The organism is Nocardia sp. CS682, assembly GCF_004634405.1.
GTDB classification, from domain to species: Bacteria; Actinomycetota; Actinomycetes; order Mycobacteriales; family Mycobacteriaceae; genus Nocardia; species Nocardia ninae.
The window spans coordinates 8,010,440-8,036,631 of the sequence record NZ_CP029710.1 but is presented as its reverse complement, the minus strand read 5'-3'; the positions used below and the strand labels follow the sequence as shown (position 1 = coordinate 8,036,631).

Here is a 26,192-nt window from a genome sequence, read left to right as displayed (position 1 = left end):
TCAAGTGCGACAATATCGACCACGGTCGATGAATGCAACCATCGATACAAATCGATATACTCGGTGACATGCCCATCGCCTTGCCGCAAGCCCAGGTCCTGCCGCCGAGCGAGGCTGCCACCTACGCCGAGTGGTTCTCCTGCCTGGCCGAGCCGGTGCGGGTGCGACTCCTGCACGCGGTGGCCACCACACCGAAGGGCATCACCGTCGGCGCGCTGACCGAGATCCTCGGCACCAGCCAGTCCACGACCTCCCACCACGTCCGCAAACTCGCTGACGTCGGCTTCGTGCACCTGCACAAGGAGGGCACCGCCACCATCGTCACCGTCAACCAAGCCTGTTGCTCGGGCCTGCCGCATGCTGCCGATGCCGTCATGGGGCTGCTCGCGCCGCGCCCCTGCTGCCCCGACGACGTACCCACCGATGTCACCGTGCGCGCCCTGCGGGCCGCGGACTGGACGGCCGTGCGCCGCATCTATGCCGAAGGCCTCGCCACCGGCCTGGCGACCTTCGAGACCACCGTGCCCAGCCGCACCAGCCTTGAATCCCACTGGCTGCCCGAGCACCGCTGGGTCGCCGAGATCGACGGCGAGGTCGTCGGGTGGGCCGCCGCGAGCCCGGCCTCCACCCGCGCGCCCTACTCCGGCGTCGCGGAGACCTCGGTCTTCGTTGGCGCGGACTACCGCGGCCGAGGTGTCGGAAAAGCGTTGCTGCACAAGCAGGTCACCGCCGCCGACGCCGCGGGCCTGTGGACGTTGCAGTCCTCGATCTTCACCGAGAACCGCACCGCGCTCGCCCTGCACCACAGCGCCGGGTACCGCACCGTCGGCATTCGTGAACGCGTCGCGCGACTCGACGGCGTCTGGCACGACACAGTTCTCATCGAACGCCGCTCACCGGTGAACTGAGCGCGCGCCGGGGATCGTCGGTCAACTGTGCGACTTCAGGGCGATGGTCAACCGCTGAGTGCGCGTGCGGAAACCCGTTGCAGCACCGAGAATCCCACGGTGACATCTTGACTGTCGTTGAGCACCTCCCCGTACAGCTCCGTCCACGAGTGGAAGGAATAGCGGGGGTTGGTGGAGGTTCGCTCGCGTGCCACGATGACTTCGGCCGGTAGTCCGATGGCCGAAAGATAAGTTCCCAGCGAGAAGGAGCGAGGCAGGCACAGCCCGTTGGGCTGCAATGTTCGCAAAACCAGCTGACTGAACAGGATCTCGCGCCGGACAAGCCGGATCGCCGCCGCCGGAGCCAGTTCGGCGGACGCCTGCCAGCCCGGTCCGGGCCGCAGGTCCTGCAGGTAGCGATGGGCCGGTCCCCACCCTTGCGTGCCGAGCAGGCGTAGCGCCCGCCACGTGCTGCGCACCGCGTAACCGCGGAGCCGATATGACGGGCGCGGCGGCACCGGTACACCATCGATGTCGGACAGCATGGACTCCAATTGGTGTGCCAGCTCGGTCATTTCGCGGCATCCGTTCGCGCGAGGAGCCGATGTTCGGCGAGCTGGTCGACCAGCTTGCCCAGGCCGGCGCGCAATGTCTCGGCGCTCGCATCGATACGTTGCTCGAGCTCGCGGACCGCATCGTCGACGGTCGCGCAGCTCATCGCAGCCTGAACCATCAGCGTGGCAACGGGATTCAGTTCGAAGTAGACACCCGCCCTGGAGTCCATGATGACGCCGACGCCGTCGGTGGTGTCCAGGATGGCGTCGTCGCCGAGTTGCAGCAGTGGCATGGTGATCAGCTCCTCACCGGATGCGCGGCCCGGCTTTCCAGACTGCGCAGGAATAGTTCGGTCATGGCCGTGCAGATCAGGCTCTGCGCGTGGCGGCGCGTCGACAACGGGTGGCCGAGCACGGCGACCACCTGCGCCGGATCCACGATGTTCAGCCGAGCCAGCAGAGAGTCGGGCCCGAGTAGCCCGGCGAGGGTCTGCGGATGGTTCAGGCAGAAGTTCTCGTGCGGCGAACCCAGCCACAACCGTCCGTGCCGACGCCAAATCATCGGCGGCAGCCGGTCTTCGAGCATCAACCGCAGCACCGGTTTGTTGATATTTCGGCCGCCATACGAAATACACCGGTATGCCCTCGGCATGCCGGTCATCAGCTCGTACATCGCCCGATCGGCCATCGGCGAGCAGAACTGGACGCCGTGCGGCCAGGCCAGGGCCAGATCGGTGGTTTGTTCCTCGGGGACGAACTCCGGGTTGGGCAACTCGAACCGCACGCCCGGCATCGAGACCAGAAAGTCGGGGTGGCGCGTGTAGTCGCCGAACGCCGAGGCATCGATCGCCAGCGAATACGAGCGACGGACGCTCTTCAGCAGATCCGTCAGCGTCCAGCGTGAGCACAGCAGGCCGCGCAGCATCAGTCGCTTCTCCGGCAAGCTCAGCCGCCCCCGCAGCACATCGCACACGCCGTAGTCCGGGGCGGGACTGAACAGCAGGTCACCGTCCCGGCCCCAGGTGAGCAGCTCGACACCGTCCTGATGAACCCGCTGCACGATCTGCTCCAGCCAGCGAAACCCGGTGTGGTTGTACGGGTGCGAGAACCGCCAGTCCTCGTTCACGTGCCCGGCACCGGTGTCGGTCATGATCGGTACGAACGGGATGGACAGATGCCGGCACACTTCGCGGGCGTACTCGGACTCGTCGGCGAGCGGATCGTCGGTGGCCAGGTGGTAGGCGGTGACGTCGGCGCCGTTGGCCACCAGCGCGGCGGCCACAGCGGAGGAATCCATGCCGCCGCTCAGCAGGAGTCCGATGTGACCGCCGTGCGCGTAAGGACGGGTCGCGGCGAGCAGAAGTTCCCATGCCCGCTCCGCGTAGTCCCGCGCAGTGCTGCCCCGCGGCAGCGGCTTCGGCGTGATCCGGTCGTATTGGACGACTTCGGCCGACACGCCATCGAACACCAGCAGGTGGCCGGGGCGGAGCAAGCCCAACTCGGGATAGGCGAAGATGCTGTCGCCACGGCAGATTCGCCAGATGGTTTCCCGGTCCAGCCGGTCGAGGGTGTCGGGGACGAGGTCGGCGGGATCGCTGGACCATGCCAGCGTGTGGCCGGACTGCTTGTAGAACAGAGTGTCTCGGGTGAACAGGCTGCGGAACAGGAAGACTCGATCGTCGGTGACCAGGCAGCCGACCAGATCGCCCGGTAGCTCGGCCAGATCCGCATACCATCCGCTCCTGAGTGTGGCGGTGATCCGTTCGGCGAGGGCAGCGTCCAGGACTCCGGTGAGGGTGCCGCCCAGCGCGAGGTGGGCTCGATCACTCGGGTGCGCGGGCCGGACAGTCGGGTGCGTTCCCGCTCTTGTCCACTGCCGCAAGTAATTCGGGCTCTCCGGGACACTGCGCGCGGGGAAGGCGGTGAAGGGCACGCTGGTGTAGTCGACGGGCGCCCCGGCGCGGGGCAGGGTCGCTCGGCCGGCGCAACCGAGGTAGTCCACGGTAAGTGGGGAATCGTCCATGATGGCGGAACCTCTCATTCGCCGATAAATGTGGCCCCCTCCCCGTCACGTGCCGAAAGGAGGGGACCACGGGTCGATCATTGCGTGCGACTAGATCAGATTGCCGTGGCTCACCAGATCAGGCACGCCGCGGAAGAGGATCGTGGTGTGGTCCTCGACCGCGCCCAGGCAGATCACCAGGGGCTCGATGTAGGGCATCTTCGTCATTTTTGTCACCTCCTTTCTTCCATGTCGTTCTCATGACCCGGGCAGCGCAATACGCGCGCCAGGGACAGCTCGAATTCTTCGGGAATTGTCATTGCGACAAGACCGTGCGCAACGATGTTTCAGCCGCACTGGGAAATCACACAGAATACATACCGACCGCTCGAATCCGTAAGGGGCGCAATGCGATGCGGCGATCCGAATATTCGGCATATGAGGACATGACTCCACCTAAATACACAGAGGTGGTCGACTGCTGGGACCAGGCAGCGGACTTCGGTGTCCCACAATCGTTCTCGACATCGAGACAGATTCGGGACGAGGGCTGGTAGGTCACAACCATAGTCCCCCATGGCCTTTGCGTCGACCCCTACTGCGCACCTGAATAGTGTCGAATTCGTAAGCGCGCCGAATGGATTTCTCCGGCTGAGGATGCCGACTGGTCGGCGGGTACGGCCCGCACTCAATTACCCACGGATGAAAATATTCACAATGGAAGTTCGACGCGCCCGACCATCCGAGCGCAATGACCCGCGGTGCAGTAGTCACGCGGTGGTGCACCGCCTGCCGGAGCGCGGGCACTGCGCCACGCGCTCATCGGCAAGTCGGTGTCTTACACACTGCTCAGCGAAGCTGTCCTGACGAGATCCATTCCGGCGCGCGACGAATCATCGATGAGCGGAACAAACGCGTCAGTTGGTCGGCTGCGGGCTGATGGTGACGCTCAATTTGTTCTCCACCGTCTGCTGCCAATCCCGTTCGCACTGATCGATTTTCGCTTGGTCGTTACCAGCGTCGCTCACACAGTCGGTGAAGTCGTCACCACCGATGAAGCCGAAAAGTGCGAAGCCGGCCGCGATGGCTACCGCCGTCACGACCAACGCCACAATGCTCAAAACCAAGCCCGTTATTGCCATAGCAGAACCATCGGCGGCGCCCTTACGAGCCCGTACCGTGGCGATGATGCCGATGACGAGTCCGGCGAGGCCGAACAGGATGCCACCGATCACGGTCCAGAAGGTGAGCAGCGCGACAATACCCAGCACCAACGCCGCGATGGCCAGGCCCTTGCCGTCGGGCCGCCGATGAGACCCCGGGACCGGCGGCGGATACTGACCCGGTGCGGTATATCCGGGGGGAAATTCCTCCGTCATGGCTGTCCTTTCTTTGCGTCGGTTTCCACTGCGCCCGTTCGATGACCTCTCGAATGCTAATGAAATTCGAGCCGAGCGCACGCGTGCCACACGCAGCCTTATCGAAAGAATGGTCAATGCCGCGTGCTGGAGCGCCGGATAATCGACCACGGCTCGGCGCGGGAGTCGAGCCGCTGCCCGAGCGCGGCGTGGGCGCATAAAGCGCCCTGTTCGCGCAATGATTGCGCGACGGTGGTGATGTCGAGCCGCGCGGCTACCGCGGCATCGTCCCACCCGGTTACGGCAAGTTCGCCAGGGATGGCGCGACCGAGCGCACTCGCGGCCGATCAGGTCGGCTCGGCAATGAGGTGGAGGTAGGCGGTGTCGAGCGGGATGTCGACCGCGTACCAGGCTGCGGGTCGATCGTCGTCGCGGGGACACCAGGCGCACGCGATGCACAGTCTGGCCACCTCCCCGGCGGCCAGGCCGGGCAGGTGCCACGCGATTCGGGCCGGATCCGTGTAGCGCACACCGTATTCGGAGGTGGTGTCGTCCGCGCCGACCGGCAGCAGGTGTGCCCAACCGGCGGGCATCAGCCGACCGTCCGCGGCCTGCAGACCGAGCAGCTCCGAATCCGGGCCGCCGATCGACACCATGAAGTGCTCGTTCTCGACACTCACCGCGGCGAGGCATTCGGCGGAGTCCTGGCCGCCGTTCGCTCCGGCGGGCAGATCGGTCAGTTCGGCCGAGACGACCAGCCCGGACACCTCGGCGCGCGCCTGCACCTGCCAGATCCCGGCCCATACCGGGACCGGTGCGCCGCCGTCCCAAGGCTTGACGTCGATGCCGCCGAGCAACAGATCGACCGTTGCGGTCCGGTGCCGCCACCGGTGCAGATGTGAACCGTTCGCCAAGCGCCACAGGGTATTCGACGCGGCAGGTAGCACGTCCGACGCGAGCGTGACGGAGAACTCGACGGTGCCGAGGGGCGTATCGATCACCGCTGGGCGACGGTCTGCCTGGGCCAGCTGGTCGGTGGGGAGCATTCGCCCATCATCCAGGTTGCCAGGCACGCGCATCCCGGATACCCGAACCTACCGCGACCCGGCTGGTGGAGGGCGTTCGGAATAGCAGACGGTATGGTCTGAATCCGGCGTAGGGAACACCGGTGCGAATCCGGGGCTGTCCCGCAACTGTCACCGAGGAGCGATCCGCCGATTCATGGTCACGGCCTACCCAGGTTGGAAGACCGGCGGGGAGCGTTGATCCGGGAGCCAGGATACCTGCGCCGTGATACCGGGATCTCACCCACGAGGATGGCAATGGACAAGTACACAGCGGTGCGGCCCGGGCTCGGTCGCCGTTCCTTTCTGCTCGGGAGCGCGGGTGCGCTCGCGCTGGGCGGGCTGCTCGCGGGTTGCGGCACTGAGGGCGGCCCGACAGCCCCGGACGGACCACCGCGAGCGGGCGGACGCCTGCGGTCGGTGATCGCGGGGCGGTCGGCGAGCGCGGACGTGCTCGATCCGCACGAGGCCGGTAGTTCGGCGGGTGGTGCGGTGTCGAAGAACGTGTGGGACAAGCTCGTCGCCTACAACAACGATTTGACGTTGCGGTACCGGCTCGCGGAGTCGTTGGAGCCCAACGACGACGGCAGCCAGTGGCGGATCAATCTGCGCCGGGGCGTGGTGTTCAGCGACGGCTCGCCGCTGACGGCGCGGGACGTGCTGTGGAGTTTCGAGCGGATGCTCGACCCGGCCAAGAAGTCGTCCGGCGATCTCGCCAACATCGATATGTCGCGCACTCGCGCCGATGGTGATCTCGGCGTGCTGGTGACGATGAAAACGCCGCTGGCCGACTTCGGTTCGGTGCTGGCGGGCTGGTACTGCTACATCGTGAAGGACGGCACCGGCACCATCGATGGGTCGTCGCTGCCGGTGGGCACCGGTCCTTTCGCCCTGCAGCGGTGGTCGCCCGGCGACCGAACCCTGTTGCGGCGCAACGATCGATACTGGGACGGGCGCCCCCTGCTCGACGAGGTGGAGATCATCCAGATCGCGGAGACCGAGGCACGGGTGAACGCCTTCCTGTCCGGCGAAGCCGATGTGGTGCACGAGATCTCGTACCTGCAAGCGCGCACCCTGGAGCGCGACCCCGGTACGACCGTGGTGGTCCCGCCCGCAGGCCTGATGGGCGCGTTCCAGATGCGCGTGGACACACCGCCGTTCGACGACGTGCGAGTCCGGCAGGCCATGCGCCTCGCCGTGAACCGACAGGCCATGGTCGATTCGGTGTATTACGGCTACGCCGAGGTCGGCAACGACGTCTACGGCAAGGGTGCGCCCTTCTACAACGATGGTCTGCCACAGCGAACCTATGACCCCCAGCGCGCGCGAGAGCTGTTGCGGCAGGCGGGCAAAGAGAATCTGACGGTCACGCTGCCGACCGCCGACGGCTCGCCGGGCATGCTCGACTCCGCGACATTGTTCGCCGAGCACGCGAAGGCCGCCGGGATCGACATCCGGCTGGAGTCGGTGCCGGCGGACACCTATTTCTCCCAGGTCAGCGGTAAAGCACCGCTGTCGCACATCGGTTGGTGGAACTACAGTCTCGACTACTTCTACGGCCAGACCATGACCAGCACCTCCCCCAGCAACGGCACCGGCTGGCGGCGGCCGGGATGGGACACGAAGTTCGCCGAGGCGCGCGCCGCTATGGACCCGCAACGCCGCCGAACGCTGTATCACGAACTCCAGGAAGAACTCTGGAACGAGGGCGGGTACATCCTGCACAGCTTCGCCAAACGGCCCGACGCGGCGAAGAACCATGTGCGTGGTGTGCGTAACGGGGTGCCCGGCACCGACGACTGGGCCAACTACGCCACCACCTGGCTGGCGACGTAGCACCGCCGTGATCGCATATATCGCACGGCGGGTCGGCGGTGGGATCGGCGTGCTGTTCGCCGTCGCGCTCGCGGTTTTCTGGTTGTTCGAAGCACTGGACTCGGACGCGGCAACGGTGCTGCTGTCGCGCGACGGCGGCGGCGACCCCTCGCCGGAGCAGCTGACCGCGCTGCGCGCCGAGCTCGGACTGGACCGGCCCGCACCGGTGCGCTTCGCCGAGTGGCTGTTCGCCTTCCTCCAGGGCGATTTCGGCCATTCGCTGATCTCGGGGCGGCCGGTGAGCGATGTCCTGCTCGGCCGCGCGACCAACAGTGTCACCCTCGCGCTGCTCACCGCCGCGCTGTTGATCCCGCTGGCACTCGCACTCGGACTCGTGGCCGGAGCCCGCGCGGGAACCCGGACTGATCGGGTGATCAGTGCGGTCGCGCTGGCGGCGGAATCGGTGCCGTCCTTCGTGTTCGGTGTGCTGCTGGTGGCGACGGTGTCGCTGTCGCTGCACCTGCTGCCCGCCGTCTCGCTGCTGCCCAGCGGCATGAACGCGTGGCAGCGGCCGGAGATCCTGGTGTTGCCGGTGACCTGCCTGTTGATCGGGCTGGCACCGCACCCGGTGCGCATGGTGCGGGCGCAGACCGCGGAAGTCATGGCAGGCAACTACATTCGGACCGCGCGGCTCAACGGCATCAGTGGGCTGCGGCTGCTGCTACGGCATGTCGCACCCAATGCGGTGTCGGCGTCCCTCTATCCGCTCGCCGGTTCGGTCGTCGGGTTGATCGGCGGCGTCGCGGTGGTGGAGACCTTGTTCAACTATCCGGGTCTGTCGCAGGAACTGTTGCGCGCCATCTCGGCTCGCGACTTTCCCTTCGTCCAGTCGGCCGCGGTGCTGATGGCGGCGGTCGGGATCGCGATCTACCTGATCGCCGATCTGCTGACCCTGCTGGTGAGTCCGCGGGCCCGGCAGCTGGCCCTGACGGAGCGAGCATGACGGCGCGACGCCGGCTTCGCTCCGGCTGGCTGCTGGTCACCGTGGTGGTGCTGCTGCTCGTGGTGCTCGGCCCGGTCTTCGCGCCGTACGCGCCGACCGCGGTGGTCGCGCCTCCGTTCCAGCCGCCGACGGGCCGCCATCTCTTCGGCACCGATGTGGTCGGCCGGGATGTGCTGTCGCGGGTCCTGCACGGCGGGCTGCCGCTGCTGTCGCTCGCCGGGCTGGTGCTGATCGTCGCGTACACACTCGGGCTTGGGCTCGGCTTGCTCGCGGGTCTGCGCCGCGGACTGGACCGCTGGATCATGCTCCCGGTCGACGCGATCGTCGTCGTGCCCTGGTTCCTGTTGCTCGCGGTGATCGCAACCGCGCTGGGGGCCGGCCCGGTCGCGATCGTGGTGACCGCGGCGCTGGCCTCGGTGCCCTGGATCATCCGGATCGTCCGCACCTGCGTACTGGAACTCGCCACCACCGGGTACGTGGAATCGGCCAGGGCCAGGGGTGAACCGCTGTGGCGCCTCGCGGTGGTCGAGGTGCTGCCGAATCTGCGATCGGTGGTGCTGGCCGATGCGGGAGTGCGGATGTCGGCGAGCATTTCGATGGTCGCGGTCAGCGGCTTCCTCGGACTCGGACTTCGCCCGCCCTCCCCCGACTGGGCGCTCATGATCACCGAGAATCGGCCGGGTTTCGGCGTGCAGCCGTGGGCGGTGCTCGCGCCGGCGCTGTTGATCATGGTGCTGGTGGTGTCGGTCAATATGGTCACCGACCGGGCCTTCGAGGTGAATCGACCGGCGGCGTCGGGTCTTTCGGCAGTTGCTACGGCGGACGGTCTGACCGTCGACGGACTCTCGGTCCGCGATGCCTCGGGAACTGTTGTACTGGAGAATATTTCGCTAAGCCTGCCACCGGGGCGCGGTCTGGCCGTGGTCGGTCCGTCCGGAGCGGGCAAGACCACGTTCGCGTTGGCGGTGCTCGGCGCGCTACCCGCCGGGCTGACGGCCTCGGGAACGGTCGGCCTCGGCGGAGCCGTTGGCTATGTGCCGCAGGACCCCTCGACCGGTTTGAATCCGGCCATGCGCATCGGCACCGCCCTGCGCGAAATCGCCCGCCTGCGGGGCACATCCGGTGCCGACCCGGTCGCTCAGGCCTTACGCGAAGTGGATCTGCCCGATGATCGCGAGTTCCGGCGACGCTTCCCCCACGAGCTCTCCGGCGGTCAGCAGCAGCGGGTCCTGCTCGCGATGGCACTGCTCGGCAAGCCCGCACTCGTGGTGCTGGACGAGCCGACCACCGGATTGGACGCGCAGACCCGCGACCAACTGCTGCGGACGCTGCGCAAAATCAAGGACAGCACCACGCTGCTCGTCATCACGCACGATCTGCCCACGATCGCACCGCTGATCGACGAGGTACTGGAGCTGGACCGGGGCAAGGTCGTCGCGATCGCACCGTGCCACGACCAGAAGCCCCCGGCCGCAACACCTTCGCGCGCATTCCGCCCGAAAGCCGCACCGATGCTTCGGGTCGAAGGCCTCGCCGTGACACACCGCAACTCCCGGCCGGTCGTGGATGGCGTCTCCTTCACGTTGCATCCCGGCGAGTGCCTTGCCATCACGGGCCGCTCCGGCGCGGGCAAGACCACGGTCGCCCGGGCGCTGGCCGGCCTGCACGCACCCGCTCGCGGTCTGGTCGAACTCGACGGCGCTCCACTGCATTCCAGCGTCGATCGCCGAACCATCGATCACCGTCGCGCCATTCAACTGGTCTTCCAGCACCCCGCGACCTCACTCAACCCGTCCTATCGCATCGGCAGCCAGATCGGTCGCCCGCTGCGCCTGCTCCACGGCATGGACTCCCCCGCCGCACGCGACCAGACCCACCGCCTGCTCCAGGCGGTCGGCCTGGACGACCACCTGACGCTGCGCCGCCCCCATCACCTGTCCGGCGGCCAGCAACAACGCGTCGCCATTGCCCGTGCCCTCGCCGCCGAACCGCGCATCCTGATCTGCGACGAGATCACGTCGTCACTGGACCCGGACACGCAAGATCTCGTGCTCGAACTGCTCGACGAGCTGCGCCGCAAAGGCTTGGCCCTCATAGTGATCAGTCACCAGGACGCCGTCATCGACCGCCTCGCCGATTCGATCCTGCCGCTCGGCGAGGTCGCTACCGCCCTGCCGCGCGAGACACTCAGGTCCCCAGAACTTCAGGCTCGCAACGAAGTTCGAAGTTGACCGAATTGGCGATGAAGCAGAGCTCGTGGGCGCGTTCGTGCAGGGAGAGGGCGCGCTCGCGGTGCTGAAGATCCGTGATCCGCGCCCGCGGGCGCAGCACCACTTCGGAGAATTGGCCGCCGCCGTCGGGGTTTTCGACCATGGTGCCCGACGGATGGTCGGTGTAGTCGGTGACCACGATGCCCGCCCTGGCACACAACACGAGGTACCACAGCATGTGGCACTGCGACAGCGAAGCCACCAACAGCTCCTCCGGGTTCCAGCGCTCCGGCACACCGCGGAAGGCCGGGTCCGCGGTGCCGGGGATCACCGGCTTGCCGTCCGAGCTGATGGTGTGCGATCGCTCGAAGTCCCGGTAACCGCTGGTCCCCGTACCCGTATTACCCGTCCAGGTGACATCCAGTTCGTAGGCGTGCGTCTTGGACACCCTTCCGACCATAGTCGAATGTCGTTTACGCTCCCGGCAATCGACGCACGAAGTCCACGTCATCCTTCGCAACGGCTGTGGTCAGACCGAGCCTGGTGCGCACCGCACCACCCGCGCAGGCGATGACCACCAGTCCACCCGCGAAGGTGAGCCAGCCGATCCGTTCCCCGAGCAGCAGCGCCGCCCAGCAGATACTCATGACCGGCTGCACCAGCTGCACCTGACTGACCCGCGCCATCGGCCCGATCGCCAACCCGCGGTACCAGGCGAAGAAGCCGAGATACATGCTGACGACCGAAAGGTAAGCGAAGCAAGCCCATTCGACCGCAGTGGCCGCAGGCGCCTGCTCGGCGACGGCGACACCGGCAAGGGTGAGCATCAGCGGCGCGGAGAGCACCAGCGCCCACGACACGGTCTGCCAGGATCCGATCTCGCGGGCGAGCAGGCCACCCTCGGCGTACCCCACGGCCGCCGCGACCACCGCGCCGAACAGCAGCAGATCGGCCACGTGGACCTCGCCGAAACCGCCGCCCTCCACCAGAGCGAACACGACCGCGGCGATCGCACCCGCGAGAGAGAACAGCCAGAAGGCGCGCGCCGGACGTTCACCCGTGCGCAGCACGGCCATCACCGCGGTGGCCGCGGGCAGCAGCCCGACCACGACGGCGCCGTGGCTCGCGGGTGTCACCGTCAGGGCATACGAGGTGAGAACCGGGAAGCCGACGACCACGCCCGCCGCAACGACCGCGAGCCGCACCCACTGCGTACCCGAAGGAAATGCTTGACGGGTGACCGCCAAGGCCACGCCCGCCAGCACGGCAGCGACCACCGCGCGACCCGATCCGATGAACAGCGGCGAGAGTCCGCCGACCGCAATGCGAGTGAGCGGCATCGTGAAGGAGAAGGCTGCGACACCCAAGAGTCCCCAGCTCGCTCCGGAAAGCGTGGACGGTAGCGGTGTGCGCACATCGAGAGTAGCGCTACTCTGTACTGACATGTTCAACGATAGCAGCAGTCGAATCGCCACCGGCATCCGCGCATGGATCGCCACCGCCGCCCCGGGCGCGCAGCTTCCGTCCACCCGTCAGCTGGTGACGGAGTACGCCGCGAGCCCGGTCACCGTGCAGAAGGCCGTCCGCGCACTCGCCGCGGAGGGCCTCATCGAGAGCCGCCCCGGCGTCGGCAGCTTCGTTCGCGCGCTGCGGCCCGTGCGGCCGCAGGATTTCGGTTGGCAGACAGCGGCTTTGGGCACCCCGCGCCGCACGCTGCCCAGCGTCGGCGGCACCATGCGCACCCCGCCACCCGACGCGCAAGCGCTCCATTCCGGCTACCCCGAGGCAGATCTGTTGCCCGAGCGGCTGGTTCGGGCGGCCCTGACGCGCGCTGCGCGCGGATCCATGGCCACCACCCGGCCGGACTCCGCCGGGCTCAACGACCTTCGGACTTGGTTCGCGACCGAGTTGGCCGACAAGACACCCGCCGGCCTCGCCGCCCCCACGGCGAACGACGTGGTGATCGTCCCCGGCAGCCAAAGCGGACTCACCTCGACATTTCGCGCGCTGGTCGCCCCGGGACAACCGCTACTGATCGAGTCCCCCACGTACTGGGGCGCGATCCGCGCGGCGCACCAGTCCGGCGTCCGGCTGGTTCCGGTGCCGAGCGACGCAGAAGGACCCGACCCGGCGGGCCTGGACCGGTCCTTGCGAGAAACCGGAGCCAGAGCCTGCTACGTCCAACCGAACTACGCGAATCCCACTGGGGCGCAATGGTCCCCCGAGCGTGCCGAGGCCGTCCTGGAGGTCGTCCGGTCACACGGCGCGTTCCTCGTCGAGGACGACTGGGCGCACGACTTCGGGATCGATACCGACCCTCAGCCGGTCGCAACCCGAGACACCGCAGGCCACGTCGTCTACATCCGCTCGCTGACCAAGAGCTTGTCACCGGCCATCCGGGTCGGCGCCGTCATTGCCCGCGGTCCGGCCCGCGATCGCATCCTGGCCGACCAGTCCGCCGAGTCCATGTATGTGAGCGGCCTCCTCCAACAAGCCGCCCTGGAAGTCCTCACCGATCCCGGCTGGCAGACCCACCTGCGCAGGCTGCGCGGTCAACTCCGCGAGCGGCGGGCGTTGCTCGTCGACAGCCTCGTCGAGCACGCCCCTCGACTACGAGTCGACCACGTTCCCCGAGGTGGACTCCATCTCTGGGCACGCCTGCCGGACAACACCGACACGGACCGCCTCGTCCGCGACTGCGAGGCGCGAGGCGTATACGTCGCCTCCGGTCACGAGTGGTTCCCAGCAGAACCATCCAGTCCTTATCTGCGCCTGAACTTCACCGGCCCGAACCCGAACGGGTTCCCGGCGGCCGCGCGGACCATCGCCACGGCACTCGCCACCCAGGACTGAGCCGACGGGCCGGGTTGTGCGGCGAAAAGGATCGCTTGTCGACGCCCCCTTGGCACGGACAGTCAGCGGAACAGGCGAAAGAACCCGCGCACCTGCTCGACCAGCCTCTGGCAAGCGTCACCATGAATGTTAACCGGGCAAGACTCTGATACGTTCGGCTTGTGGACGATGGACTCGGGGACTTGCTGCATCGCGTGGTGTACCTGCTCGGCGAGGCCGCGCGGCGACGCGTGGACGACTCGGACGCGCTGACGTACAGCCAGATACGCCTGCTGGGGACGTTGGAAGAGATCGAGCCGGTGACCCAGCACCAGCTGGCGCAGGCGCTGGCAGTGTCGGACCCGGCGGTCAGCCGGGCCCTGCGCCCGCTGGAAACAGCCGGATTCGTCGCGGTCGAGCCCGACCCCGAGCACGGACGGCGACGACTGGTCAGCACCACTGAAGCCGGCCGAAATGCCTTCCACGGCAGCGACAGGCCGCTGCAGAACGAGCTGCGCGACGCGCTGCTCGAAGCAGGCTTTCCGTACGAACGCTACCTACGCGACACTGCCGCGCTGGCCAAGCTGCTCGAGCCACGCCGATAGCTCGGTCCGACAGCCCTTTCTCGATGACCTTGAGTCTTGCATGGTTAATATTAACCATGCAACACTCAACTCCATGAACGAGATGTCTTACCTTGCCCAGTCGGCTTTCCCCCTGATCTGGATACTGATCGCGGTGGTCGGCGCACTGATCCGAACCCGGCACAGCCCCTCCCGTGCCGCCGCCCTCGAAACCTGGCAGCGGTGGTGGGCCGTGGCCGCACTCGGCTGCGGCAGCCTGTGGATGACGATCGCCTTCCTGACCGTCCCGGACGTGATGGCCACCGCGATCGGCTTCGACCGGACCCCGTTCCTGTTCGAGATCGCCTTCGCCAACCTCGGGCTCGCCGTCGTGGGATTCCGCGCCGCCTCGGCCACCGCCCGCGAGCGCATCACCATCGGCCTCGGCGCAGGCATGTTCCTGTGGGGTGCGGCGATCGGCCACGTCTACCAGTGGTTCGCCAACGGCGACCACGCTCCCGGCAATACCGGTGGAGTGCTGGTCTACGACCTGCTTCTCCCCGCGATCATGATTGGCCTCGCGCTCCGGTCGCAACAGCTCGCCGCTACCGGGCGGCCCACGTTCGCGCCCGCCTGAAAGCCCACCGTGCCGTAACCCCAGGAGGCTCCCATGCACCATGACGCGACCGACCAGAGCGCAGGTCTATCACCACAGCGCATCGGCGCGTTCGCCGACGCTGTTCTCGCCATCGCGATAACCCTGCTCGTCGTCGAGATCAAGCGGCCGCAGGACGAGGATCTCGTCGATGCCGGCGCCTTGGCCGCGTTCCTCTGGCACGAACGGGCTTCTTTTGTGGCATTCCTGCTCGCGTTCTCCCTGCTGTGGGCGGTATGGCGCCGCCATCACACGTTGCTCGAGGGGGTGGCGCTATTGGATCGGCGCACTCTCGCATGGCACGCGCCGCTGCTGCTTTTGGTCGCGATCCTGCCCTATTCGACGGCGGTGTTCGGGCACGCTCCGGACAACAAGCTTGCCGTCTGCCTCTTCGCTGTGACGTCGGCGCTGCTCTTCGCCAGCGAGGGTGTGGTGCGGGACCTGGCCGCACGACGATCCACACTGGCCGAACACATCGACGCCGCCGATCTGCGTGCCAGCGCCGATGCCTCGACCGCCGTCGCCGCAGTCTTTCTCGCCACGGCCGCACTCGCCTGGCTCACTCCGTACGTGTGGTACGCCTGGTTTCTCGCACCATTGTCGGCCGCTTTCGGGGGACGCCTGATCGATCGAGTGCGCGGAACCTTTCCGGGCAACTGAGTCACTGCATGTCCACTCGCTGGAAGTTCTCGGCCCGGGGCGGGTGTTCGGGACTCGATCAGACACGGCCGCCCGAGCTTGTTAAGGATCTTGAAAGGTCCCGTGCATACGGTTGCGTCGTATCAACCGAAAGATACTCGGCAACAACAGAATTTGTTGCCGCTCCAAATCATGGTTGGCGGCGGGGAGTCGCCTTGGAGGGGAAGAACTATGTTCAAACGTATTGCCGTCGGCGCCGCGATCGCGGTCTGTGCCTCCGGTCTCGGTATCGGGATGAGCGAGGCATCAGCAGCCCCAGCAACTGATCGAGCTCAAAGCGCATCGACGTATTTCGCCGCATCCTGCGCCGGCAGGGACATTCCCGGTTACCGGTGCGTGAGCTGTCCCCCGAACGCGGGAGGAGCCTGCACGTACGAGCGGATTCCCCCGTCGCCGAGGAGTGGGCCGCCCAAGTCCGGACGCGGCAACTAGTCAGGTGTAGAAGCAGCCGCTGCGGGCGGTGACGACGCGCCTACCGCCACCTCAGTGCCGGTCAGGACGCAGTGTGGCGAGCGGGACGGTCAACAGCAGTCCGACCGCGAACCGATTGTCGTCACCGCCCGTTGGCCTGCGGCGTGACGCCGACTCGCGCAAACCCAACAAGCTCGATTATCGAACATACGTTCTATTCTGCGGTAGGCTGCCTCGCGTGAACATACATTCGACCGCGCTGGCGCCGGATGCCCGGACACCGGGATGGGCGGAACTGGCCGATGCCGACCTGCTGCGCACCCTCGTCGAAACCGAACGTCGCCGGAGGCGTCTGGATGCCGCCATGCGCGCGGCCGTCGCCGAAGCCGAGCGTCGCGGCCTCGCCGCGGACACCGGCTATCCGGACACCGTGGAGCTACTGACCGACCTGCTGCGGATCAGCGTCGACGAAGCGCGCCGGCGCATCGAACACGCGACTCCGCAGGTCCGCTCGCGCCCCAGAAAGATGTGGAGAGTGCTGGCAGCCGCAAGCTGAGGCCGAAAGCAGGTTCCGCGAACTCCGCTCAGCGGGCTGCGAGTACCGATCGCCGCGTAAGCGTGGCGACGACTATCGGAACCCGGTGGGTTCTGCGAGGGCGAGGTCGAGCAGGCCGGGGAAGCGTGCATCGAGGTCGGCGCGGCGCAGGGTGAGGTAGAACTTGCGGCCGACGCGGCGCTGATGGATTATCCCGGCTTCGCGCAGCGCTCGCCAATGGTGCGTCAGGCTGGATTTGGGTTCGCTGGGCAAGATTTCGCCGCAGAAACGTTCCTCGCCGTCGGCCAGGGCGTGGACGGCCTCCATGCGCACCGGGTGACCGAGCGCGGCGAGCACGTCCACAAGACGGATCGCGGTTGCCTCGGGGTGATACAGGTCGATCACGCCTCCACTGTACGTGATCTTCGTACGATGGATTGACTTCCCACTCCGATTGTACGAACATCTCGTACTGTCAACGGTACGAAATATTCGTACTATCGAACGATGCGTGAGGAAGTCACCATGCCCAGCAGCACCGCGCCCGAGATGTTGTCCGACGCCGCCCTGGCCGCGTCGCTGGAGGGCGGGTTCACCAGCTATGTCGCCGAGGTCAACGGTGTCCGGCTGCACTACGTCGACGGAGGCGCGGGCACGCCACTGCTGTTGCTGGGCGGCTGGCCGCAGACGTGGTGGCAGTGGAACAAGGTGATGCCCGCGTTGGCACGCCGATACCGCGTGATCGCGGTCGACCTGCGCGGCATGGGCGGTTCGGACAAGCCGGTCGACGGCTACGACAAGAAGACGATGGCCGCCGACCTGCGCAGCCTGGTCGCGCACCTGGGATTGGCGTCGGTGAGTATCGCCGGACACGACATCGGCGCGATGGTGGCCTATGCCTACGCGGCCAACCATCCCGACGCCACCGACAAGATCGCGCTGCTCGACGTGCCGCACCCCGACGCGGGCTGGTCAGAGTTCGGGCTACTGCCGGAATCGGATCAGCACGTCGATTCGGTGATCGAGGCCGGGAGCCGTTCGTATCTCTGGTGGTTCGCGTTCAACCAGGTCCAGGGCCTGCCCGAACTGCTGCTCGGTGACGGCCGCGTCCGGCTGCTGATCGACTGGCTGTTCGGCCGCCAGGCCAAGGACCCGGCCACCATCGACGAGCACGGACGCCAGGTCTACACCCGCGCCTACGCCACCGCCGACGCCATCCGCGCCGGGAACGGTTGGTACCGCACCTTCAACCAGGACATTGCCGACGAACGCGGCTACGGCCCGATCACGGCGCCGATCCTTGCGCTCGGCGGCGACGAGAGCAACTACGAGTACCTGCGAAACCTGATGCCCACCAAGGGAACCGACGTCACCGTGGTAGAGATCGCCGACTGCGGCCACTATGTCCCCGAAGAACAACCCGACGCCGTGATCGAGGCCCTGGTCGCCTTCCTCGGCTGACCGATACTCCTAATGCGCGCAGGTCGCGCATTCGACCCGATGCTCACTTGTCCTTGCCGATCTCGACGTCGACCACTACCCCGTAGTGGTCGCTCGGCCAGATTCCATCGGTGGGCTGGTCGAAGGCGAGTTGCGCGGCACGAATCTCGCAGCGCGCCTTCGGATGTGCGTGCCATGAGCCGGTGAATACGTAATCGAGTCGGCGTCGATGTCCGGGCTGCCGCACGATCTGGTCGAATAGTGCCGCAGCAGTGTCGTTGTCGACGCTCCAGGTGTGGCCTGGTCCGTCACCGGCTACCTCCCATGCATCGTGGTAGTGCACGCTGCGCCCGGAAATCGATTGGCGGCCGGTGAGATAGCGGATGCTTGCCGCGTCGGGGTCGGCGTTGAAATCACCGGCGATGATCGTGGGCAGGTCGGTGCGGTGCCGGGCATCCAGATCGCTGAGGGCTACGGCTTGCTGCTCGCGGACGGCCTCGGCATCCAATCGCCAAGCGGCCGTGGTGGATACGAAGAGCACCTCGCCTTCGCCCGGCAAGGGAACTTTGGCCGCCACCGTGCACCAGGGGACATCCCCGGCACCTGCCAGGCGCAGATCGAGCACTTCCACGACCTGGTGGGGCCAGCGGCTGGCCACCGCGGTCCCGCCGTAGCGGTCGACGAACGGCGGGGTGTAGGCCATCACCTCAGCTTGGTGGGTGCCGTGCAGCTCGGTGCCGTCCAGCAGCGCGTCGAGCTGCTCGGTATCGACGACTTCCGACAGTGCGACGAGGTCGGGGGCCAGACGACGCAACTCCTGGTTGAGCAGGGCCGGTCGACGGGGGTCACCCTCCTTGTTCTGCACGTTGATCGTGACGATGCGCAAATGCATTGTTGCTCAGGCTTTCTGAACTCGCGGCCGGTCAGCCGACGATCGTGGCCAGGTCGACTGCGGGATCGGTGAGGCGGTCGACCTTGGTGTAAGGGTGGTCGCGGATGATCCGTTGCCACTGCTCGAATTCGCCGCTGCGGCCGACGCACGCCGCCGCTACCAGGCGGTCGTCCTTCCAGAACAGGGCGGAGAAATCCAAGTCCCCCGGTTCACCGCGGACCGTGCAGCCTCGCTCGCCGTAGACGTCGGCGGCGTCCGGCCACCCGCAAATTTCCAGTCGTGTGCCGAACTGCTCGGACGTCGCCGAGGGGACTGGTGCGTAGGATGTCTTGTTGCCCAGCATGTTCCGCGCCGCGGCGGTCGCCTGCTCCATGGCATTGCCGTAGTGCTCGATCCGGTACAGCCCGCCGAGCAGCGGATGGGCGATCGTGGTGACGTCACCGGCCGCGAAGACTCCCGGCGCGGAGGTACGGCACCATTCGTCGACGACGATGCCGTCGCTGACGGCGATGCCCGCGCGTTCGGCCAGCCCGGTCGCCGGAACCATCCCGACCGCGGCGACGGCGAGGTCGGCGGACCAGTTGGTGCGCCCGTCCTCCGCTACCGCGACGACACCGTCCTCGGTGTCGATCACCCGGTCCAGCCGCACACCCAGGCCGAACCGCACCCCGTTGCGACGATGCAGCGCAGCGAACAGACCACCGAGCCACGGCGGTGCTATCCGGCCCAGTGGTGCGCCGGCGACTTCCAGGACGGTGACCTCACAGCCGAGCGAGCGGGCCGTGGCCGCCACTTCCAATCCGATCAGTCCCGCTCCGACGACCAGCAGCGAGCGCTGCTCGGTCAGTTCCGCGCGCAGCGCGAGCGCCTCGGGCAGGGTGCGTAATGTGCGGGCACCGTCCATTCCCGGAAGCTGCCGGGCGCGGCCGCCGGTGGCCAGTAGCAGTTGGTCGTAGCGCAACGACGAACCGTCATCGAGAGTCAGCGTCCGTGCGGCGGGATCCAGCTCCTGCACACAGATTCCGGTGCGCAGGTCGATGTCGTTGTCCGCCCAATCCTGCGGCGGCGCCACGGCGATGTGCTCCGGCTCGGCGTATCCGGCCAGCAAGCCCTTGGACAGCGGCGGCCGCCAGTACGGTTGGCGCGGCTCGTCGCCGATCACGACGAGCGGGCCCGCGTAGCCTTCCGCGCGCAGCGTCTTGGCAGCGGTGGCGCCGGCCAGACCAGCTCCGACAATGACGAGGGGATCCGAGGAGTTCATGGTTCGAACGCTAAGCCTGGATGCCTCATGCCTGCCAAGACCAGTTCTGCCATAAACTCATGCTTCTGAAGGCATCAGCTGGGCGGCACACGGAGGAACCGGATGGACCTACTGCAACTGCGCTACTTCCAGGCGGTCGCCCGGCGTGAGCACATCAGTCAGGCCGCCGCGGAGTTGATGGTGGCGCAGCCGTCGGTGAGCCGAACGATCGCGCGGCTGGAGAAGGAACTCGGCGTCCCGCTGTTCGACCGCGTGGGACGGCAGGTGCGGCTCAACGCATTCGGCGTGACCTTCCTGCGCCGGGTCGATCGTGCGCTGTCCGAACTCGATGACGCGCGTAGCGAATTGGCCGACGCGGCCGGGCTCGACCACGGCCGCGTCACGGTCGCCGCGGAGACCCTGCTGACCATCACCGGCTTGCTCGCCCGGTTCCGCGCCGAGCATCCGGGCGTCGACGTCCGCCTGTTCCAGTCGAATGCCGAAACCATGCAGCGACAGCTCGCCGATCGCGAGGTCGACCTGTGCTTCGCTTCGCAACCGCTGGACGGTCCCGCGCTGCGATCCGTCGAATTATGGCGCGAGAAGGTGCTATTGGCCGTGCCGCTCGCGCATCCGCTGGCCGCACGCGACCGAGTCACCGTCGCGGAGTTGGCCGACGAGCACTTCGTCACCTGCCGCCCCGGCTACTGGCCACGGACCTTGCTCGACCGTTTGTTCACCGAAGCCGGACTGCAACCGTCGATCTCGTGCGAGGGGGATGAGCCCGGCGCGACCGGCGATCTGATCAGCGCCGGGCTCGGAATCGGGCTTGTCCCAGCGGGTTCGAGGCAGGCGGCGCCCCGCTACCCGGTGGCCTGGCTGGAAGTCGACAACCCCGGCTGCGAGCGCGTCTTGAACCTGGTGTGGCGGACGGACACCTATTTGTCGGCGGCCGCCCGGAAACTGCGTGACCGCGCTCCCGTCTTACAGTAGGCCGACGACCCATGACCACACTCCCCTGCCCCAAGTTTGCTTGTCGCCCATCATATTTTGACAGCAGGAAGCAAGAGCTCCCAATCCGATATTCCGCCTTCAGCAAGGGCGCACGTAGGGAAGCGACGGAAGCAGGTCATGCCAGGTTTGCTCGTCGACGTGGACCGCGGCGGAGTCGCACAGTTCCGCGGCGACCGCTTCTGGTGCCAGGTACCACAGGGCGGACAGTTGGTCGCCGATGCCGAGCAGGCGGGACTCGTCGCGCGGGTCGAAGCGCAGGAACCACGTCGAGCCGATTCTCGCCTCGATCGGGTCACCGAGTGGCTCGATGTCGGACGGGTCGGCGATGTTCCACAGCCGGGCGACACCGTCGTCACCGCCGGAGGCCAGGCGGCTGCCGGACTGGTCGATGGTCAGGGTCCGCACCGCGTCGGTGTGGGCGCGGATCGCGTCGAGTTCGCGGATCCGGGCCGGGTCGGTGATGTCCCAGGAGCGGATCATGCCGTCGCCGTCGGCACCGAAGAGGGTCTTGCCGTCCGGCGCGAAGGCCAGTGCTCGCACGATCGCCGCGCGGCTGCCCGGCATGGTCGCGACCGGCCTGCCCGGTTGGGCCATGTCCCACAGGTGGATTCGCGCGTCCTCGTCGGCCGCCGCGACCAAGCGACCATCGGGTGCGAAGGCCGCGAGTTCAATGGCACTGTCGTATCCGGTCGAGAGTTGCCCGAGCGGGCGTCGGTCGGACACGTCCCACAGCTGCAGCGATCGGCGGTCGACTCCGGTGAGTAGACGGTCCCCGCTCGGGTTGAATGCGATCGGTCCGCCGAGGCCGGCGCCGGGCAGCGCACCGATCGGGGCCGGCCGCGCCGGATCGGCGAGATCCCACAGCCGCACCTCGCCGCTGCCCGCGGTAGCCAGCAGCGAACCATCCGGCCGCAGAGCGACTTTGGCTCCGCGCCGGTCCGGCGGTGCGCCTGCGGGCAGCTCGCTCAGCAACCGGGTGTCGAACGGGGTGCTGACATCCCACAGGGCGATCTGTCCGTCGTGCAGCCCGCTGGCCAGCACCTTGTTCGCCCGATCGAAGCTGACCGAACTGAGCGAGCCCGCGAACGCGAGGGCGAGATTCCCCCGCGCATGGCGCCACGTCCGGATCCGTCCGTCCCAGCCCGCGGTGACCATCTGGGTGTCCGAAACGATCACGAACGACCGGTTCGTGCCGCTGTTGCCACTCAGCTCCCGCCCGATCGGGGACACTCCATCGGGACGGCTGGTATCCAAATTCCGCACGGCGCCGTCGGCGTCCGTCGTGACGAGCAGTCGCCCGTCCTGCCAGAATTGCAGCGAGGCGATCGCGACCGGACGGGTCTGTTTCCGGCCGACCAGCCGTGGCAGCGCTGGATCGGACACATTCCACACCTGCACCACCCCATTGCCGGTACCTACCGCGAGCCGACCACCCGGGCCGAAGGCAATGGCCTGCACGGCACCTTCGCTGTCGAGCGGTGCACCCAGCGGGATCGGCCGCTCGGGGTTATCGATCGACCAGAGCCGGACGGTGCGGTCTTCACCCGCGGTGGCGAGGACCGGGGCGTCCGGCGCGAGCATCAGGGATCGTATTCCGTTGGCGTGTGCGGCAACCGGCGCTCCCAGCCGCCGAATAGCCTGTGATGTCTCGACATTCAGGAAGTTCAGTGTTCCGTCGACGGCTCCGGCGACAACGGTGCGACCGTCCGGCAGGAAGGCGACCGAGGTGGTGGCCGTTCCAGCGTCGAACGCACCGAACCTGCCCGCTTCGGCCGGATTGTGGATGTCCCAAAGCCGCACTGTGCCATCGCTACCCGCGCTGACCAGCACCCGCCCGTCCGGACCGAACGCCACAGACTCGACATGACCGCGATGACCGGTCAGCGCAGGCCCGGCCGCGGTGATCGCCTGCGGATCCGACAGATCCCACAGCCGGATAAGGCCATCGCTGCCCGCACTGGCCAGCCACTTCCGGTTCGGGCTCACCGCGAGCCCGCGGACGAGTCCGTCGTGCGCCGCCACAGATGCGATGTTCAACGGCAGCAACTGCATCGCAAGCAGGCGCGCCCGGGCGGCCGGATCATCGGGGCTCAGCCGATATGCGGCCAGGGCGAGCTGGGTCGAGAGCCCGGGGTCCACCCCATCGATGCGCTGCGATTCCTCGATCAGCTGGCCGAGCACGACGTCCTTGTGCTCCTGCGCGACGGACGCGCGCTGGGCGATCACGACCACCGAAAGCACCAGTGCCACAACGGTCAACGCGGCAACGGCGGCGAAGATCAACCGCCGCCGCACGGCGCGGGTGCGCTGCTGTTCCGACGCCGCCGCGACGAACTCCTTCGCGAGCCGGTTCGCGGAATCCGTGCGCCGCATCCACGCGGCCGCGTCCTCGAGCCTGGTCCGCGAATAGAGCAGCGACACCGGCCGACCCTGGCGGGCCCACTCGCGTGCGTCCGCTTCGATGCGCTGGCGGACGGGTGCGAGTTCCTTCTCCTCGGACAACCATTCGACCATGCGCGGCCATCCGGTCAGCAGCAGATCGTGGACAACCTCGACTTCGTCGTTGCGCTGCACGATTATTCGCGCGCGAATCAGCCGTGCGATGACCGCGCGCGTCGCTTCCGGATCGGCGGACTCGGCGATGAGCAGTTCGACCGGCATCCGGTCGCGCACCGCCGCGGTCGGCCCGATGATCGTCAACGCGACCAACACGTGCCGGGCGGCGGCGCGTTGCCGATCGGTCAGCCGGGACCAGAACTTCTCGGCGCCGACCGCGCTCACGCGGGCCAACCCGCCCGCTTCGCGATAGGCCTCCAGCGTCAGCGTTTTGCCGCGCCGGTTGGCCCACGTCGCGGCCAGCGCGAAGGACAACAGCGCGAGGCGCACCGAACTGTGCGGTTCGATGGCGTCGAGATCCTGCAGCAGCGTGTCGACCAGGCCGTCCTCGATACGCAATCCGGTGACCTCGATAGGCCGGACGATCGCCTCGCGGAGTTCCTCCGGGGTCATCGGGTCGAGCACCATCGCGTGGGCCCGCAGCACCGTCATCAGCAGCGGATACCGCAGCATTTCGGGTAGATGAGCGGCATCGAACGCGACGACCACGGTGGTAGGCGGCTCGACGCCGGGCGCGGCGAGTGCCGCCAGTACGGCCAGGAACTGTTGCCGCAGAGCGTCATTGCCGCATCGGGTGAAGAGCTCCTCGCCACGGTCCACCACCAGCAGGCAGTGACCGGGTGGCCGCGCGTCGAGTGCGGCGGCGAGTGCGGCCATCGGGTCGTCGCCGGGTGTCATGGTGATCAACGTCCGTGGGCCCGGCGTGGCCTGGAGCCCGGCGGCGAGCAGTGAGGACTTGCCGACACCCGAAAGACCCAGCAGGACAGCCATTGCCGGCCCGCCGCCCGATTCCGCATCGGAAATCAGTTGGAGCAGCCGTTGTTTCGCTTGTTCGCGACCGAAGAAGAGGTCACTGTCCTCGGTTCGGTACTCCAGTAGCCCGCGGAAGGGCTCACGACCGATATCGATACTCGGCGGCTCGACCTTCGCCGCCTCCCAATCCGCGCGCCAACGCGCCAGATCCAGCAGGGTGGCGTCGGCGGGCGGGTTGGCGGCGGCACGACGCTTCGCCTCCCCGATCAACACCTCTAGCACCGGCTGGATCGAGGCGAACGTGGCTGGCGTGCGGTTGCCGCGCCGCCAGTCGCTGATCCGCTGGGCGGTGACCCGGCCGCCGTCACGGGTCTGTTCGTTCGCGGCGCGGACCACCGATTTCACCGGCGGCGCGCCGGCCGCGGCGAAAAGCCGGCCGAGGCGGGCGGCGAAGACGCGGCGGCCTTCGGCGCGGCTCGGACCGCTCGGCGCTGGACCGCCTTGGGAGTGCGCGGTGCCCTCGTCCACCGGTCGGCTATCGCCGCGGGGGCGGGGTTGTGAATTGTGGGCAGATCAGCGAACTAGACAATCGCATGTGCTCCACCGAGGTGTCGGGTTGTGGAACCGAGCCGAGGTCGTGCTGCGGCCGACCGAGTGGAGTGTCCTCGGGCTGCTTGCCATCGAGCACGCTTTCGGCGCCACCGGGCGCACCCGGTCGAGCGGCACCCAGATCGTACCAGCCGGTTTGCTCCGAGCCGGTGGACACGACGAGGCACACCGCGGATGCAGTCACGGTGTGCCTCGCGCGCCCATCATGGGACTGTCTACAGCCCCATGAGGATTGCGTTCTGCACCGCAGGCACAAAGCCCAGCGTGCCTGCCAGCATCAGGCCGACGCCCAGTCCGACGTGCCGGTGCCGGTTCCACCAGCCGACCGGGCCGACACGGGGTTCGTGACAGCGGGCGATGGTGTCGTCGTCGGTGGCGTTCTGCTCGTAGTAGCCGAAGCAGACCGGTGCGGCGGCGGCGTCGAGCAGTCCGGCGAAGGGGGCGGTGCTGCTCGGCGCGGATCTCGTCTCGAACATGATCGAATCTCCTTTGCTGGTCGGGATCAGCTGATGGCGTCGGTCCAGGGATCCATCAGGGCGTTGTAGACGTCCTTGGTGAAGTCACCACGGCCGACCAGGTCGCCGAGCACCGCCGCGGTGACCGCTCGGTTGATCGTGCTGAGCGCCCCTACCCCACCGAGCGAGGCGAGCAACCCACCGAAACCTTCGGCACCGCCCGAGATGGCCGGGGTAATCGACTGTCCGGCAATCAGTCCCGCGATCTGCACGGCGCGGGTGCGGCCGAACTCCTTTGCCGTCACGGCCGCGATCGCCGCGGTCTGCGTGTCGGCGGTCGAGGTGCGGAAGCTCGCCAGCAGCCGCTCGATGCTTTCGTTGGCGGAGGGCCCTGCCGTGAACCCGGCGTCCTTGTTGGCGTTGAGTTTCGCCATTTCGTCGGGGGTGAGCTGGGCGGCGCGTTCGACGATCCGCACCACATCACGCCACTGCGGGCCGTAGAGATACTCCAGGTGCAGGGCTGGGTCGGAGGTATCGAAGCCGGCTTCGGCATTGTTCGTCTCAGGGTTCATCTTTGACTCCGAG

General features: G+C 67.5%; 24 protein-coding genes, 1 pseudogene and 1 riboswitch. Of the genes and pseudogenes, 11 read left to right on the top strand and 14 right to left on the bottom strand.

The annotated features are described in order from the left end of the window. Positions 1 to 68: 68 nt before the first annotated feature. The gene (locus DMB37_RS36375; RefSeq protein WP_135236575.1) at positions 69 to 908 is read left to right on the top strand and encodes a GNAT family N-acetyltransferase; all 840 of its coding nucleotides are present in this window, start codon (positions 69 to 71) and stop codon (positions 906 to 908) included. A gap of 47 nt (positions 909 to 955) precedes the next feature. Here DMB37_RS36375 and DMB37_RS36370 read toward each other — a convergent pair whose 3' ends face one another. From DMB37_RS36370 to DMB37_RS36345, 6 genes and pseudogenes are all read right to left on the bottom strand, one after another. Continuing rightward, complete coding sequence (locus DMB37_RS36370) at positions 956 to 1,462, bottom strand: lasso peptide biosynthesis protein (RefSeq protein WP_135236574.1); 507 nt, start codon at positions 1,460 to 1,462, stop codon at positions 956 to 958. Continuing rightward, positions 1,459 to 1,734 carry a PqqD family protein gene (locus tag DMB37_RS36365; RefSeq protein ID WP_135236573.1) on the bottom strand — a complete coding sequence of 92 codons (276 nt, stop codon included), beginning with the start codon at positions 1,732 to 1,734 and terminating at the stop codon, positions 1,459 to 1,461. The genes DMB37_RS36370 and DMB37_RS36365 overlap by 4 nt, the downstream gene beginning before the upstream one ends. A 5-nt stretch (positions 1,735 to 1,739) precedes the next feature. Next, the gene (locus DMB37_RS36360; RefSeq protein WP_167769042.1) at positions 1,740 to 3,464 is read right to left on the bottom strand and encodes an asparagine synthase-related protein; all 1,725 of its coding nucleotides are present in this window, start codon (positions 3,462 to 3,464) and stop codon (positions 1,740 to 1,742) included. An 896-nt stretch (positions 3,465 to 4,360) separates the two neighbouring features. After that, positions 4,361 to 4,972 (bottom strand): DUF4190 domain-containing protein, encoded by a 612-nt coding sequence (locus tag DMB37_RS36355; protein ID WP_240771820.1) that lies wholly within the window; start codon positions 4,970 to 4,972, stop codon positions 4,361 to 4,363. Beyond that, a pseudogene (locus tag DMB37_RS36350) lies at positions 4,936 to 5,133 on the bottom strand (LacI family transcriptional regulator); the annotation flags it as partial. The gene DMB37_RS36355 and the pseudogene DMB37_RS36350, both read right to left, overlap by 37 nt. A gap of 15 nt (positions 5,134 to 5,148) precedes the next feature. Continuing rightward, complete coding sequence (locus tag DMB37_RS36345) at positions 5,149 to 5,847, bottom strand: hypothetical protein (protein ID WP_135236571.1); 699 nt, start codon at positions 5,845 to 5,847, stop codon at positions 5,149 to 5,151. A 72-nt stretch (positions 5,848 to 5,919) separates the two neighbouring features. Beyond that, a riboswitch (cobalamin riboswitch) is annotated at positions 5,920 to 6,109 on the top strand. Positions 6,110 to 6,123: 14 nt separating this feature from the next. Between DMB37_RS36345 and DMB37_RS36340 the strand changes: the two genes are divergently transcribed. The 3 genes from DMB37_RS36340 to DMB37_RS36330 are packed head-to-tail and all read left to right on the top strand — an operon-like array spanning position 6,124 to position 10,914. Continuing rightward, on the top strand, positions 6,124 to 7,701 hold the full coding sequence (locus DMB37_RS36340) for an ABC transporter substrate-binding protein (protein WP_135236570.1): 1,578 nt from the start codon (positions 6,124 to 6,126) through the stop codon (positions 7,699 to 7,701). A 7-nt stretch (positions 7,702 to 7,708) separates the two neighbouring features. Further along, the gene (locus tag DMB37_RS36335) at positions 7,709 to 8,683 is read left to right on the top strand and encodes an ABC transporter permease (protein WP_240771819.1); all 975 of its coding nucleotides are present in this window, start codon (positions 7,709 to 7,711) and stop codon (positions 8,681 to 8,683) included. Beyond that, positions 8,680 to 10,914: an ATP-binding cassette domain-containing protein gene (locus tag DMB37_RS36330; RefSeq protein WP_135236569.1), complete on the top strand. Its 2,235-nt coding sequence runs from the start codon at positions 8,680 to 8,682 to the stop codon at positions 10,912 to 10,914. Before DMB37_RS36335 ends, DMB37_RS36330 begins: the two co-directional genes overlap by 4 nt. On the opposite strand, the gene DMB37_RS36325 is transcribed toward DMB37_RS36330, so the two are convergent. After that, positions 10,871 to 11,353, bottom strand: coding sequence for an OsmC family protein (locus DMB37_RS36325; protein WP_135236568.1), 483 nt, complete (start codon positions 11,351 to 11,353; stop codon positions 10,871 to 10,873). The genes DMB37_RS36330 and DMB37_RS36325 overlap by 44 nt on opposite strands. Positions 11,354 to 11,366: 13 nt before the next feature. After that, positions 11,367 to 12,338, bottom strand: a complete 972-nt coding sequence (locus tag DMB37_RS36320) for a DMT family transporter (RefSeq protein WP_135236567.1) — start codon at positions 12,336 to 12,338, stop codon at positions 11,367 to 11,369. Between DMB37_RS36320 and DMB37_RS36315 the strand changes: the two genes are divergently transcribed. The 5 genes from DMB37_RS36315 to DMB37_RS36295 all read left to right on the top strand — a co-directional run bounded on the left by DMB37_RS36315 (position 12,337) and on the right by DMB37_RS36295 (position 16,609). Continuing rightward, the gene (locus DMB37_RS36315) at positions 12,337 to 13,746 is read left to right on the top strand and encodes a PLP-dependent aminotransferase family protein (protein WP_135236566.1); all 1,410 of its coding nucleotides are present in this window, start codon (positions 12,337 to 12,339) and stop codon (positions 13,744 to 13,746) included. The two genes, DMB37_RS36320 and DMB37_RS36315, sit on opposite strands and share 2 nt — an antisense overlap. 161 nt (positions 13,747 to 13,907) lie before the next feature. Further along, positions 13,908 to 14,330 carry a MarR family winged helix-turn-helix transcriptional regulator gene (locus tag DMB37_RS36310; protein WP_135236565.1) on the top strand — a complete coding sequence of 141 codons (423 nt, stop codon included), beginning with the start codon at positions 13,908 to 13,910 and terminating at the stop codon, positions 14,328 to 14,330. 73 nt (positions 14,331 to 14,403) lie between these two features. Then, a complete protein-coding gene (locus tag DMB37_RS36305) occupies positions 14,404 to 14,925 on the top strand; it encodes a DUF6790 family protein (protein WP_135236564.1) in 522 nt (173 codons plus the stop codon). A 33-nt stretch (positions 14,926 to 14,958) separates the two neighbouring features. Beyond that, positions 14,959 to 15,603 carry a TMEM175 family protein gene (locus tag DMB37_RS36300; protein WP_135236563.1) on the top strand — a complete coding sequence of 215 codons (645 nt, stop codon included), beginning with the start codon at positions 14,959 to 14,961 and terminating at the stop codon, positions 15,601 to 15,603. Positions 15,604 to 16,291: 688 nt separating this feature from the next. Beyond that, positions 16,292 to 16,609: a DUF222 domain-containing protein gene (locus DMB37_RS36295; protein ID WP_240771818.1), complete on the top strand. Its 318-nt coding sequence runs from the start codon at positions 16,292 to 16,294 to the stop codon at positions 16,607 to 16,609. A 72-nt stretch (positions 16,610 to 16,681) separates the two neighbouring features. On the opposite strand, the gene DMB37_RS36290 is transcribed toward DMB37_RS36295, so the two are convergent. Then, positions 16,682 to 16,993, bottom strand: a complete 312-nt coding sequence (locus DMB37_RS36290) for a helix-turn-helix transcriptional regulator (protein ID WP_135236562.1) — start codon at positions 16,991 to 16,993, stop codon at positions 16,682 to 16,684. A 102-nt stretch (positions 16,994 to 17,095) separates the two neighbouring features. On the opposite strand from DMB37_RS36290, the gene DMB37_RS36285 reads away from it, so the two are divergent. Further along, positions 17,096 to 18,049 (top strand): alpha/beta fold hydrolase, encoded by a 954-nt coding sequence (locus DMB37_RS36285; protein ID WP_135236561.1) that lies wholly within the window; start codon positions 17,096 to 17,098, stop codon positions 18,047 to 18,049. Between the two features lie 43 nt (positions 18,050 to 18,092). Here the strand turns inward: DMB37_RS36285 and DMB37_RS36280 are convergent, their stop codons facing one another. Further along, positions 18,093 to 18,920 carry an endonuclease/exonuclease/phosphatase family protein gene (locus tag DMB37_RS36280; RefSeq protein ID WP_135236560.1) on the bottom strand — a complete coding sequence of 276 codons (828 nt, stop codon included), beginning with the start codon at positions 18,918 to 18,920 and terminating at the stop codon, positions 18,093 to 18,095. A 31-nt stretch (positions 18,921 to 18,951) separates the two neighbouring features. Beyond that, the gene (locus DMB37_RS36275; protein ID WP_135236559.1) at positions 18,952 to 20,181 is read right to left on the bottom strand and encodes an NAD(P)/FAD-dependent oxidoreductase; all 1,230 of its coding nucleotides are present in this window, start codon (positions 20,179 to 20,181) and stop codon (positions 18,952 to 18,954) included. A gap of 102 nt (positions 20,182 to 20,283) precedes the next feature. Here DMB37_RS36275 and DMB37_RS36270 point away from each other — a divergent pair, with 102 nt between their 5' ends. Then, complete coding sequence (locus DMB37_RS36270; protein ID WP_135236558.1) at positions 20,284 to 21,153, top strand: LysR family transcriptional regulator; 870 nt, start codon at positions 20,284 to 20,286, stop codon at positions 21,151 to 21,153. A gap of 99 nt (positions 21,154 to 21,252) precedes the next feature. On the opposite strand, the gene DMB37_RS36265 is transcribed toward DMB37_RS36270, so the two are convergent. From DMB37_RS36265 to DMB37_RS36255, 3 genes are all read right to left on the bottom strand, one after another. Continuing rightward, a complete protein-coding gene (locus DMB37_RS36265; RefSeq protein WP_135236557.1) occupies positions 21,253 to 25,071 on the bottom strand; it encodes a WD40 repeat domain-containing protein in 3,819 nt (1,272 codons plus the stop codon). 296 nt (positions 25,072 to 25,367) lie between these two features. Next, entirely contained in the window at positions 25,368 to 25,628 is a 261-nt protein-coding gene (locus DMB37_RS36260; RefSeq protein ID WP_135236556.1) for a hypothetical protein, read from the bottom strand. Between the two features lie 26 nt (positions 25,629 to 25,654). After that, positions 25,655 to 26,179 carry a hypothetical protein gene (locus DMB37_RS36255; RefSeq protein WP_135236555.1) on the bottom strand — a complete coding sequence of 175 codons (525 nt, stop codon included), beginning with the start codon at positions 26,177 to 26,179 and terminating at the stop codon, positions 25,655 to 25,657. Between the last annotated feature and the right edge of the window lie 13 nt (positions 26,180 to 26,192).